This window comes from Vibrio alginolyticus NBRC 15630 = ATCC 17749, assembly GCF_000354175.2.
GTDB classification, from domain to species: Bacteria; Pseudomonadota; Gammaproteobacteria; order Enterobacterales; family Vibrionaceae; genus Vibrio; species Vibrio alginolyticus.
On the sequence record NC_022349.1, the window covers coordinates 1 to 12,355 of the forward strand.

Consider the following 12,355-nt stretch of genomic DNA (forward strand, 5'->3'; position numbering starts at 1 on the left):
TTGTCACAGTTCCATCAAGCCGTAAAGAGAATTATCGAGCGAGTTCAGCAATCGGAAGGCAATCAAACACGTCTGGTCGAGCCCCTTAGCGAGAAACCTAATTTCTCATTTGTTGATTGGCTTGATGCACAACCACTTTTCCCTAAGTTTTATTGGCAGTCCCGCGATACACGTGAAGAGGTCGTTGCACTAGGGCAATTGCACGCTTTTGTTGAGCCAGGTCCTGCTTATACCATTCTAGGTGAAGGGCAAAGAGTCTGGGGCGGGCGCTCTTTTGATGGGCAGCATGAGAAGAATCGCCGCTGTATGCCTTCTTTTTTCTTTTTGCCTCAAATTGAGTTAATTCGTTTTGACCAACAGTGGTCTCTCGCAGTTAATATTTCAGAAGACAAAGCGCAAACTCTAGCTGGGTTGAATAAACTGGTTTGTGAGGTCGCGGCCTTAGCTCCAATTTCGTCTCACATCCGCTCTATTGTTCATACGCCAAGTCAGCCTCAATGGAATGAGTTAGTTCATAAAGTTCTGACTGGTATAGAGAATGATGATTTTAAGAAAGTGGTTTTAGCGCGTCGATCTACCGTGCAGCTTGATAACACATTAAGTGCTGCACAGCTACTTAAAGCAAGTTACTTAAATAACCATCATAGCTTCCATTTCATGCTGAGCTTAGACAGTAAGCACAGTTTTATGGGGTCTACACCAGAACGTTTGTATTCTCGCGTAGGGCATGAGCTACATACCGAAGCGTTAGCAGGTACGATTGGTCGGGGAGACAATGCCACTCAAGATATGGAGTTGGCGAATTGGTTATCCCAAGACCAAAAGAACCTCAACGAAAACCAGTATGTGGTGGACGACATCATTGATCGTCTATCACCGCATTCTGAAATGGTTGAAGTGGAAGCTGAACCTAGTTTGGTCAGACTACGAAAAGTGCAGCACCTTAAGCGAAATATTCACGCTAGTCTAAGAGCGGGGATAAATGGTGTTCAGTTGTTATCGGCGCTTCAGCCAACAGCGGCGGTTGCTGGCTTACCCCGACAAGAGTCCATGCAGTTTATTCTTGATAATGAGCCCTTTGCACGCGGCTGGTACGCGGGGTCAATGGGTTATATAAGCCATGAACGAGCAGAGTTTTGTGTTGCAATCAGAAGCGCGCTTGTGCTCGGTGATCAAGTACAACTGTTTGCGGGCGCAGGGATTGTGCCTGGTTCTGTGGCAGAACATGAGTGGGCAGAACTTGATAAGAAAATGTCGACGTTACTTACGCTGATTTCTGATCATCCGCCATTGGGAGTCGCATCATGAGTCATGACCAAGCGGTGCTCAATCGAGTTTGGTCAGAAACCATATTGATTGAGCTTCAGCGATTTGGCGTTAAGCATGTTTGTATCGCTCCCGGATCTCGTTCTACTCCTTTAACTTTAGAAGCGGCAGAACAGTCCGACTTTTCCATTCATACTCATTTTGATGAGCGTGGACTGGGCTTTATGGCTCTTGGTTTAGCGAAAGCTACTCAGGAGCCAGTGGCAATTATCGTTACCTCTGGTACGGCAGTGGCGAACCTATTACCGTCGGTTGCCGAAGCCAAACTTACTGGTGAAAAACTGGTGCTGCTGACAGCAGATCGTCCAGTAGAACTTGTCGGCTGTGGTGCAAACCAAGCGATAAATCAATTGGGTATTTTTTCACATCATGTTTCGGCCAGTTTGAATTTACCAAGCCCAAATTTAGCAACGTCGCTTAACTGGTTGCTGACCTCTGTTGACGAAGTGATGTTTACTCAGCAATTGCAGGGTAGTGCTGTTCATATTAATTGTGCATTTCCAGAGCCTTTGTACTCCAATACAGAAAAGAGTACCTATCAGGATTACCTTGATACCGTTGCTGGCTGGCGAGATAGCAAGGTGACGTATTGCCAGCGCTTTAACCCGAAAACCAGCAGTGCAATTCCAAGCTGTGGGGATAACAAAGGTGTGGTGGTCATTGGTAGTTTGCCACTGGTTCAGGCTCAAGCTGCACGAGCGTTTGCAGAGCAAATGGGCTGGCCAGTCCTTGCTGATCCACAAAGTGGTGTCAGTTCGGATTGGGCGCATTTTGATTTATGGTTGCAGAATTCGAAATTGGCTAGCCTACTGGATGGCTGTGACTTAATCGTGCAGTTCGGTAGTCGAATCATTTCTAAACGTTTTAATCACTGGTTAGAAAAACACGTAGCACGTAATCAGCAAGGTGGTGACATTCAATATTGGTACGTATCGCCTCGATTAGAGCGAGATAACCAAAGTCACTTACCACAATGGCACTGGGCGGAGCAGCCAAGCTCATGGGTTGAACGTACGACGGAGTTTTCATCAGAACATGCTGGTTGGGCAAATGAACTTGCCGCGGACATCAAACAGGTCACGCAACACGCGAAAGGCTTGTTTGCTTCTGACCCTAAGAGTGAGCTGAGTGAGATTGCGTTAGCGATTGATGTGGCTGAGCGTGCTCAGGGTGTGGATCTGTTTGTTGGCAACAGTCTGTTTGTCCGATTGATCGACATGTTCGGCAAGCTTGATAACACAGAGGTTTTCACTAACCGTGGTGCGTCTGGCATTGATGGGCTGTTTGCCACAGCAAGCGGGGTACAACGCGCGCGCCAGAACCCGATGTTAATGTTTATTGGCGATACTTCTGCCTTATATGGGCTGAACTCATTGGCACTGTTTACGCACAACAAGTTGCCTTCGGTGTTGGTGATTACTAACAACGATGGTGGGGCGATTTTTGACTTACTGCCTGTACCGCAAGAGCATCGCGAGTCGTTCTATCAAATGCCTCATGGTTATGAATTTGAACATGCAGCGAAACAGTTTGGTTTACAGTATTGCAAACCGAACACGCTGGCTGAGTATCAATCTATAGTCTCTGAGCATTTTGCTAGCGGCGAAGGGGCGTTAGTGGTTGAAGTTCAAACGCCATCGAACCAAGCGGTAGAGCAACTAAAATCCTTCAACAAGAATTTGCATGCTCTATTCTAAACGCTTCCCAGCAACGGAAAAGCACCAAAGTAGTATTTTGCCTACTCTGGTGTTTTTGCATGGTTTGTTTGGTAGCGGTGAAGACTGGCAATCGTGTATCAACGCGTTACCCGAATATGAACGTGTTACGGTTGACCTTCCTGGTCACGGACGCAGCCAATCTATTTTTTGCTGCGATTTAAATGATTGCTGCAAACTTCTTGGTTCCACACTATCTTTATTATTTCCCTCACAACAACCACTTATTTTGATTGGATACTCTATGGGCGGCCGCATTGCGATGCATGGTATTGCCCATCAATGCTTTCCAGAGCTCAATATTGCAGGCGCGATTATTGAAGGGGGAAACTTCGGGCTTCAAACTGAGTCAGAGAAACAGGTGAGATTAGAGAATGATGCTCGCTGGGCAATGCGTTTCAAAACTGAACCACTTGAACGTGTTTTGAACGATTGGTACCAACAAGCGGTGTTTTCTTCACTAAACCATGAGCAAAGACAAACATTCATTGCGAAGCGAAGTGATAATCTTGGCTCAGCGGTGGCGAATATGTTGATGGCGACATCGTTAGCCAAACAGGCATATTTGTTGCCCTCACTGCAAAAGCAGAACATACCAGTGTATTACTTGTGTGGTGAGAAAGACCAAAAATTTAGCCAACTGGCACAACGTAGCGGGTTGGCGTATCGACAAGTTGAAGGCGCTGGTCATAACGTCCATCAAGAGCAGCCCAAACAGTTTGCGATACATACCAAGCAAATAATTCAGTCTCACTTTGGTGAGAGTAACGAGAACAATGGGAATCACCATGGCTAAAACAGTAGGCATTTCTGAAGAAGAACTTTACGCTCCGGTTCAATGGAAAGATTGCGGCGAGAAATACGAGGACATTCATTACCATAAGTCTGAAGATGGTATCGCGAAAATCACCATTGCGCGTCCTCAAGTGCGTAACGCGTTTCGTCCTCAAACGGTAAAAGAGATGATTGATGCGTTGGCAGATGCGCGTTACGACTCTGGTGTTGGCGTGATCATTCTGACAGGTCTAGGTGAAGACGCATTCTGTTCTGGCGGCGACCAGAAGATCCGTGGCGACTACGGCGGCTATAAAGACGACCAAGGCACACATCACCTCAACGTATTGGACTTCCAACGCGATATTCGTACTTGTCCAAAACCAGTGATCGCATCGGTAGCTGGTTGGGCTGTTGGCGGTGGTCATGTACTGCATATGATGTGTGATCTAACAATTGCAGCTGACAACGCTCAATTTGGTCAAACAGGCCCTAAAGTGGGTTCATTTGACGGCGGTTGGGGCGCATCTTATATGGCTCGTATCGTAGGCCAAAAGAAAGCTCGCGAAATTTGGTTCCTATGTCGTTTCTACAATGCTCAAGAAGCGGTAGACATGGGCCTAGTAAACACAGTTGTACCACTAGCGGATCTAGAGAAAGAAACCGTTCGTTGGTGTCGTGAAGTACTACAGCACAGCCCAATGGCATTGCGCTGCCTGAAAGCTGCATTAAACGCAGATTGTGATGGTCAAGCGGGTCTGCAAGAGCTAGCGGGTAACGCAACGATGATGTTCTACATGACTGATGAAGGCCAAGAAGGTCGTAATGCCTTTAACGAGAAGCGTCGCCCAGACTTCGATAAATTCCCTCGCAACCCATAATCCGTCTAAATGAGGAGCGTGTTAGCTCCTCTGTTACTTTTTTCCTGAGCGCCTCGCCCTCTGGGAGGCTGGTGGGATTGCTCGTCAGAACGCTCAAATATACGGCATTACATAGGACTTGAATTATGCGTGAAGCGAAAATTTATCGTTATAGCTTGCCCATGGATAGTGGTGTCATCCTACGTGACAACAAGCTAACCGAACGTGTTGGTTATGTTGTTGCGCTTTCCGAAGATGGTAAAACAGGGCTTGGAGAAGTCGCTCCTCTTCCTTGTTTTAGCTTAGAGAGCACCGAAGATGCGGGTGTTCAGCTACAAGAACAGGCGGAGCGTTGGGTAGCAGAGTTGGATGTGGATTATGCCAAGATGTACCCGTCGGTTGCGTTTGGTTTATCGATGGCACAGCTTGAATTAGCTGGTGGCTTACCACAACAAGGTAAATACCAAACAGCGCCACTATGCACTGGCGACCCAGATGAGCTCATTCCAAAGCTGAACGAGATGGAAGGTGAGAAAGTCGCTAAGGTGAAAGTTGGACTTTATGAGCCAATTCGCGATGGCATGCTTGTGAACCTTTTTCTTGAATCAATCCCTCAATTAACGCTTCGACTCGATGCCAATCGCGCTTGGACACCAGAAAAAGCGCAGCAGTTCGCTAAGTACATTGCTCCGTCTCTGCGTCAACGAATCACGTTTCTAGAAGAGCCGTGCCGCTCTCCTGGCGATAGTCTCTCTTTTGCGATTAATACTGGTATTGCTATCGCTTGGGATGAAACATTGCAAGATGCGGTTCGTCGTGAAGATTTCCGTCTTGAAGATCTAACTGGTGTGAAAACGATCATCATCAAACCCACACTCATTGGTTCAGTGGATTTTTGTATTACACTGATAGAGAAAGCGAAGTCACTGGGGATGAAAGCAGTGATTAGCTCGAGCATTGAATCCAGTCTCGGTTTAACTCAATTAGCGCGCTTTGCCCAATGGCAGCTGCCTGATGAAGTTCCAGGTTTGGATACGATTGGCTTATTCAAAGCTCAGCTAGAGCAGGGCTGGCCTAAGTGTGAACTTCCCGTTCTTCCTCTAAAAGACCAGGAGATTGTGTGGCATTCTGCGTAGACAATATTGCGAAGGCACCATGGAAATATTGGGCTCAAACGAGCCCTTTTTCTATTGCACTCAAGACATCAACAGAAGTATTAAACTGGCAACAACTCTCGAAGCGTATTGACCAATACACTCACTATTTGAATGACTTGGGTGTAACTCGGGGGGATGTGCTGACTTTGGTTGGCAAGAACCAAGTAGAAACACTGTTGTTTTATCTTGCCTCCAAACAGTTAGGCGCGCTCGCTGCGCTGACCATGGAACAACCACTAGATAAGTTGCAGAGTAAGCTTGCTACACTTTACAGGCCTGATCAAACTCGGTTTATCTGGTTTTCTCAGGAGTGCGCTTCGATCTTTTCTGAACATGATATACAAAAACTCAAGGCAACATTGCTTTCACCGCCTGTAGTATCACAGCAAGAGAGTGATTCGTTGACTGAAGATAGCTATCATCATGACCGGCTCGCTTCAGTAGTATTTACTTCTGGCTCTACAGGGGAGCCTAAAGCTGTGGTTCATACACATCGACAGCATCTTGCGTCTGCAGAGGGCTTGTTGCAGGAGTTCATTTTCACTCAGCAAGATGATTGGCTGTTATCGCTTCCGCTGTATCACGTCTCTGGATTAGCGATTGTCTATCGTTGGCTATATGTCGGAGCAACACTAAAAGTCGGTTCAGGGAAACTTGTTGATGATGTTCAGGGCGTATCACACGCTTCTTTGGTTGCGACTCAGCTCAAACGGTTATTGGATGATGATGCACATTTGTCATTGACACATGTGCTACTGGGCGGCAGCCACGTTGATCACGAGTTGGCACTACGAGCAACAGGGCAAGGCATTGAGACATGGTTAGGTTATGGGATGACGGAGGCGGCCTCTACCGTTACCGCAAAGAGAATTGACAGCACCAGTAATGCTGGACATGTATTGAAGCACCGTAAGATAAAATTAGTTGACCAACGCATTTTTGTTGGCGGTAAGACATTAGCGGCAGGGTATTTCCATCAAGGACATGTTACCCCATTTCTGGATGAGAAAGGCTGGTTTGACAGCAAAGATCTTGGCGAGTGGCAAGGTGATGAATTAAAGATAATCGGCCGTGCCGACAATCAGTTTATCTCTGGTGGTGAGAATATCCATTGTGAAGAGATTGAAGCCGCTTTGAACCAAATTGATGGTGTAGTGCAGAGTATAGTGGTTCCAGTCGAAGACGCGGAGTTTGGTCATAGACCAGTAGCTGTGATTCAGACCAATGGATTGCGCAGCAAATCGGAGTATGACCAGCACTTGCAATCAAAGTTAGAGAAGTTTAAATGGCCAGTGGAATACCATGTAATGCCACAAACTCTACTAAAAGGCGGGATCAAAATTTCACGTAAGGCCGTGAAAGAGTGGCTATTGTCATCACTTCAGCATTAGTCAATTTTGCTATGTATTAGTCATAAAGAGAATTTCGTATCCTTATAACTCTGAATCATAATTATGCTTCTTCGTGGAGAGAAAATGCATAAGGTTCAGGATGGCAAAGCTAGTTTTAATTGCGGCAGTAGCACTACAAATTAGTATCGCGATAAGTAGTGAAGGGCTAGCCCGCTCTCTTGCAGAGCTAACGGTATTTTTGAACGCTATTGCGTTGGTCGTTATATACAAAAATAGCAAACGGGAAATACCGTCCCCTCAACGCGATAAGCAGACCACCAATATCTAAAACAGTAACCAACTTAGAGAAGTGGTCGAAATTAACACCCACAGAGTCACACCAAACAACAGTGGCTTAGCTCCAGCAGACTTTAGTTTTGAAATTGAAATGCTACAACCTATCAAGAACAGACATACAACCAACGCTTGCTTTGCTCCAATGAAAATGCCGTGATAGACCATTTCAAATTGAGGAAAGAAGTCGCTAAACGCGATAGCTGCACAGTACCAAAAAATGAAATAAGGGATAGCTAGTTTTTTCTTTCCATACTCTTTTTGGCCTCTTGAAAAGATGACGGCACTGATCAAAGCAACAGGAATGATCCATAAAGCGCGCGCGAGTTTCAATGTTGTTGCCGTAGTTAGCGCTTCTTCCCCATAGGCCGAGGCAGCCCCGACAACAGAAGATGTGTCATGAATGGCAATTGCAGCCCATGTGCCAAACGTGTGTTGATCTAGCCCTAAAGCATGTCCAATCACAGGAAACACAAAGAGTGCAATGGAGTTCAGGACAAATACCGTTGCCAGTGCTAATCCAATCTGCTCGTCTTTCGCTTTAATCGCCGGTGCCACAGCAGCAATTGCGCTACCACCACAAATTGCAGTACCTGATGAGATTAAGTAAGCGGTTACTCGCTCCAATTTAAGCACCCTGGCAATGAGAGTGCCCATGATCAGTGTGCCTGTAATAGTGGCGATGATCAGGCCGATACCATCCGATGTGACTGTAAGCGCTTGCTCGAAGTTGATGCCAAAGCCTAAGCCAATAATCGAGTAAGACAGCAGCTTTTTAGTAAAAGAAGCGATGGGCAGCTCGGAAGGCACAAAACCAAAACTTGCGAGTAGAAAACCGATAACTAGAGCAATGGGAGAGGAGGCAAGAGGGGTTAGACAAAAAAGTAACGCCAATCCAAACAGGAGGTAGTTTCTATTCAAGGTTTTTATTCGCTGTTGTGAATGAAAGGGAGAGTATATCGCACTGGGTGTGGTCAGTTTGTCTTAATGATTTAAACACATGTTCAGTTATCCTAAACATGTGTTCAAGTGTATTTATCGCCAGTCGCCTCTAAGTTGATGCACTTTATCGAACATTGTTTTTGCCGTTGCCTCGTCTGGTGGCACCGGTTGTCCTGCCTCTATTTCTAGCTTTGACCAAAATCGAGTCGGTAAGCCACAGCATGCGCGACCTTTTGCGCGGCTGAAATAGCTTCCCCATAAGCCTTTAAGTGCAACAGGTATGACAGGTACTGGACTACGACGTAGGATTATATCAATACCGCGCATGAATTCATTCATTTCACCATCTGAAGTTAATCTTCCTTCAGGGAAAATACAGACGATATGACCTTCGCTTAGCGCAGCTTCCACATCGTTAAATGCACGTCTGATAGAGCTTCTGTTACTCGCTGAAATTGGAATTACCCCAGTTCGACGTAAAAAGCGCCTTAATGGAGGTAGGTTGGCGTAATCTTCCTCCATCACAAAACGAATCAACCTTGGGCATACGGCACTAAGTAGCAATGCATCCATGTAGCTTACATGATTACATACAATCAATGCCCCACCATGCTCGGGTAGGTTGTGTAGATTCTTATGCTTAACTCGATAGATGGTGTGCGTAAGCATCCACATGACAAAGCGAACTACAAAAATAGGAATTTGCAAAAAGATGTAAGCGGCGACTAAGAAATTTAAAATGGCTAACAATGCAAACAGCTGAGGAATTGTCATCTTGATTACACTTAAGCACACAATACCTAAGACAGCGCTGCCGACCATAAACAGAGAGTTAAAGATGTTGAGCCCTGCGATGACTTGAGCACGTTCGGTTTCCTTTGCTCGATGCTGCATTAATGCGTAAAGAGGCACGATAAACAAACCGCCCGAAGCGCCAATCATCAATAGGTAGAAAAATAATGGCCAAAAAGGCTCATATCTAAAGAAGTCTACAAAGTTATGGAAAACAGGTAGATCATTGGGAATGGAAGTGGCCATTAGGTACCCAAATACCGTAATGCCAAAGGCACCAATTGGCACAATACCGACTTCGATACGATGGTTTGAGATCCAATTGCAAAGTAGCGACCCTAGCGCGATACCAATGGAAAATAGAGCGAGCAAGAAAGACACCGCACTCTCGGTGCCATTTAGGTAAATCTTAGTGAAATTCGGAAATTGTGTTAGATATGCGGCGCCTAAAAACCAAAACCAGCTTATTGCCATTATGCATTGAAAAACAACTCGATCGGATTTGGCGATAGAGAGCGTGTGTTTGGTTTGCTTGTATGGTTGCCAACGAAAAGAGAGATTGGGCGCGCTGGCTGCAGCAAAGGGGATTGAGCGGCTCGACAAGTAGCCTAACAATGCGAAGATCACGACACAAAATGCGGCAAGGTATTTTGCGTTGTCTGCAGAGGCTATAATCCCAGCGCCTAAGGTGCCAATAAGGATGGCGATAAAGGTACCAGCTTCAACAAGAGCGTTGCCGGGCACTAACTCTTTAGCATTTAACTTTTGAGGCAAAAGGGCATATTTAACTGGGCCAAAAAATGCTGACTGTGTGCCCATTAAAAACAGTAGCAATAAAAGCACACCATAACTTTCGGTTATGAATCCGATGGCACCCAACAGCATGATGGCTATTTCAAATAGTTTGACCTTACGAATAAACCATGACTTTTCATATTTGTCGGCTAATACGCCAGCGGAAGCAGAGAACAGAAAGAACGGTAGAATGAACAAGCCTGCCGCAAGGTTGATGAACAAATTGCTCGAAATAGGCAGTGCACTGGAGCCCGCGAATGCGACAAACAACAGCAAAACGTTTTTAAAAATATTGTCGTTGAAAGCGCCAAAAAACTGAGTAATGAAATAGGGCAGGAACTTTCTCTGCGTAAGTAACGACGGCTGTCTGTCGAATGACATGGATAATCCTTTGCTACCAGTTCGTGAGATAGTTAGAAAGAAGATTACTGATCAACTCTTTGCCATCAATCGGTTCACTAGAGAAAAACTTATCATCAACACTGAGTAAAGTAATGCCATGTACGCCAGACCAAAGGACTCGACTCGCTTGAATCACTTCGGATTCAGTACGATGTGGTGCGATTTGAGCCAATAGTGACTCTAGCATTCCCGTCATACCATCGATACGTTTGGCATGCCATTCCGGAAGTTCTGCTCCATTCATGTTGTGTTCGAACACTAACTGCCAACGGTATGGGTGTTTTTGAGCAAAATCGTGGTAGCAATAAGCGAGTTCAAAAAGCGCTTGATGGGAGTCTTTGCTGTCATTAGTCGCTTTGCGTGCTTCTTGAGATAACTCATCTAAAGTTTGAGCGACAACATGAAGCAGTAGCAAATTATAATTACCAAAAACATTTACCAATGTGCTTGGCACGTAACCAATCATGTTAGCGATTTTACGAAGACTGAGTTCGTGGTAAGAATTCTCATCTAAAAAGTTTTTGACCGTTGTTAACGTCAAATTCACTAACTCTTCTCGGGTGTGATCGTTTCTGCGCGCCATACTCTCAAACTACTTTATTGAACATCGTTCAATATGATAGTCAGCTACCTATTAACCGTCAACAAGGCAATGTATCCAAGTGCCCTCAAGGTGTAGGATTCTGAGCTGTGTCACTGATTCTAATTCAAGTAAAACAATCTGGAGTATTAGTGAACTTATTCCATACTTTTTTTACATTGATCAAGCGCCTTCAGCTGAATTGTAAGCAGTGTAAGCAGTCTGCATTTTTGGCAATATTCTGATACATGTCAGCTTCTATAAGCTATTTTCATCAATCGGTATACAGAGTATGATGACTTAAAAATCATCTTTGGCGTGCTACTGTTTGAAACAACGATTGTTTCGTCTTGAAAATGGGGCACTATCTTAGATAGCTAACTTTAAGGATAACGATGAAACGTTTATTTTCTATTGTTGCTTTATTGATGTTTACTGTTGCTGTAACGCCTATCGCGGAAGCGAAGAAGTTTGGTGGCAGTAAGTCTTTCGGTAAGAGCTACAAAACTGCACCAGCACCGAAACAACAGCAACAAAACACCAATACGGTCGGCAAAGATCAGACGACAAAGTCTTCAAGTAAGAAAGGCCTTATGGGTGGTCTGCTAGGCGGACTTCTTGCTGGTGGTCTACTTGCTGCATTCTTTGGCGGTGCTTTTGAAGGTATCCAGTTTATGGATATCCTAATTATTGGTTTGATTGCCTTTGTCATCTTTAAACTAATGCGCGGTATGCTAGGTGCGAAGCAGGGCAGTATGAACCAGCATCGTCAACAGCCTGCATTTGGTGGCAACGCATCTAAGTTTGAGCAACCAAACATGCAAAACTTTGAGCAACAACCAAACACAAATAATGTTGGCTTTGGTGGTTTTGGCGCTCAAACAGACGTACCACATAACTACCCACCGGGTTTTGACCAAGCAGCGTTCATTAATGGTTCTCGTGAACACTATCGAATCCTGCAAGGTGCGTGGAATCACAACCAGCTAGAAACTATTGAAGAATATGTTTCTCCAAGCTTGTTTGAAGACCTAAAAGCAGAGCGCGCGAAGCTCGACGGTGAGCAGCATACTGACGTAATGTACGTTGATGCGGAGATCGTCCGTGCTGATTACGATGCAAATAAAGCACAGCTTAGTCTGCAGTTTAGCGGTCGTTACCGTGACACAGTAGAAGGTGTTGAAGAAGAAATCGAAGATATCTGGCACCTAGAGCGTGACTTGACTGCGCCTAATGCGCCATGGTTAATCGTTGGCATTCAAGGCTAGTCACCTTTAAACCAATTTAGTCACTAGTAAAAATCCCGCATCCCCTGCGGGATTTTTTG

11 protein-coding genes are annotated in these 12,355 nt (G+C 45.3%); 8 read left to right on the forward strand and 3 right to left on the reverse strand.

The genetic code is table 11. From position 1 onward, the window contains the following. From N646_RS00005 to N646_RS00035, 7 genes are all read left to right on the forward strand, one after another. Complete coding sequence (locus N646_RS00005; protein WP_017819991.1) at positions 1-1,308, forward strand: isochorismate synthase; 1,308 nt, start codon at positions 1-3, stop codon at positions 1,306-1,308. After that, positions 1,305-3,023 (forward strand): 2-succinyl-5-enolpyruvyl-6-hydroxy-3-cyclohexene-1-carboxylic-acid synthase, encoded by a 1,719-nt coding sequence (menD, locus tag N646_RS00010; RefSeq protein WP_017819992.1) that lies wholly within the window; start codon positions 1,305-1,307, stop codon positions 3,021-3,023. The genes N646_RS00005 and menD overlap by 4 nt, the downstream gene beginning before the upstream one ends. Continuing rightward, positions 3,010-3,837, forward strand: coding sequence for a 2-succinyl-6-hydroxy-2,4-cyclohexadiene-1-carboxylate synthase (menH, locus tag N646_RS00015; RefSeq protein ID WP_017819993.1), 828 nt, complete (start codon positions 3,010-3,012; stop codon positions 3,835-3,837). Before menD ends, menH begins: the two co-directional genes overlap by 14 nt. Then, positions 3,830-4,696, forward strand: a complete 867-nt coding sequence (gene menB / locus N646_RS00020; RefSeq protein WP_005382318.1) for a 1,4-dihydroxy-2-naphthoyl-CoA synthase — start codon at positions 3,830-3,832, stop codon at positions 4,694-4,696. Before menH ends, menB begins: the two co-directional genes overlap by 8 nt. A 125-nt stretch (positions 4,697-4,821) precedes the next feature. Further along, the gene (gene menC / locus N646_RS00025; protein WP_017819994.1) at positions 4,822-5,811 is read left to right on the forward strand and encodes an o-succinylbenzoate synthase; all 990 of its coding nucleotides are present in this window, start codon (positions 4,822-4,824) and stop codon (positions 5,809-5,811) included. Continuing rightward, a complete protein-coding gene (menE, locus tag N646_RS00030) occupies positions 5,796-7,223 on the forward strand; it encodes an o-succinylbenzoate--CoA ligase (RefSeq protein WP_017819995.1) in 1,428 nt (475 codons plus the stop codon). Before menC ends, menE begins: the two co-directional genes overlap by 16 nt. A gap of 100 nt (positions 7,224-7,323) precedes the next feature. Continuing rightward, positions 7,324-7,512 carry a hypothetical protein gene (locus tag N646_RS00035; protein WP_017819996.1) on the forward strand — a complete coding sequence of 63 codons (189 nt, stop codon included), beginning with the start codon at positions 7,324-7,326 and terminating at the stop codon, positions 7,510-7,512. Here the strand turns inward: N646_RS00035 and N646_RS00040 are convergent. The 3 genes from N646_RS00040 to N646_RS00050 all read right to left on the reverse strand — a co-directional run bounded on the left by N646_RS00040 (position 7,509) and on the right by N646_RS00050 (position 11,031). After that, complete coding sequence (locus tag N646_RS00040; RefSeq protein ID WP_017819997.1) at positions 7,509-8,438, reverse strand: YeiH family protein; 930 nt, start codon at positions 8,436-8,438, stop codon at positions 7,509-7,511. The genes N646_RS00035 and N646_RS00040 overlap by 4 nt on opposite strands. A gap of 114 nt (positions 8,439-8,552) precedes the next feature. Beyond that, complete coding sequence (locus N646_RS00045; RefSeq protein ID WP_017819998.1) at positions 8,553-10,427, reverse strand: MFS transporter; 1,875 nt, start codon at positions 10,425-10,427, stop codon at positions 8,553-8,555. 13 nt (positions 10,428-10,440) lie between these two features. Further along, positions 10,441-11,031, reverse strand: a complete 591-nt coding sequence (locus tag N646_RS00050) for a TetR/AcrR family transcriptional regulator (protein WP_005382308.1) — start codon at positions 11,029-11,031, stop codon at positions 10,441-10,443. 392 nt (positions 11,032-11,423) lie between these two features. Between N646_RS00050 and N646_RS00055 the strand changes: the two genes are divergently transcribed. Next, entirely contained in the window at positions 11,424-12,296 is an 873-nt protein-coding gene (locus N646_RS00055; RefSeq protein ID WP_017819999.1) for a Tim44 domain-containing protein, read from the forward strand. Positions 12,297-12,355 lie beyond the last annotated feature (59 nt).

Coding starts and splice junctions, on each gene's coding strand:
- menD (WP_017819992.1), top strand. CDS start 1,305: ATGAGTCATGACCAAGCGGTGCTCAATCGAGTTTGGTCAGAAACCATA.
- menH (WP_017819993.1), top strand. CDS start 3,010: ATGCTCTATTCTAAACGCTTCCCAGCAACGGAAAAGCACCAAAGTAGT.
- menB (WP_005382318.1), top strand. CDS start 3,830: ATGGCTAAAACAGTAGGCATTTCTGAAGAAGAACTTTACGCTCCGGTT.
- menC (WP_017819994.1), top strand. CDS start 4,822: ATGCGTGAAGCGAAAATTTATCGTTATAGCTTGCCCATGGATAGTGGT.
- N646_RS00035 (WP_017819996.1), top strand. CDS start 7,324: ATGGCAAAGCTAGTTTTAATTGCGGCAGTAGCACTACAAATTAGTATC.
- N646_RS00045 (WP_017819998.1), bottom strand. CDS start 10,427: ATGTCATTCGACAGACAGCCGTCGTTACTTACGCAGAGAAAGTTCCTG.
- N646_RS00050 (WP_005382308.1), bottom strand. CDS start 11,031: ATGGCGCGCAGAAACGATCACACCCGAGAAGAGTTAGTGAATTTGACG.
- N646_RS00055 (WP_017819999.1), top strand. CDS start 11,424: ATGAAACGTTTATTTTCTATTGTTGCTTTATTGATGTTTACTGTTGCT.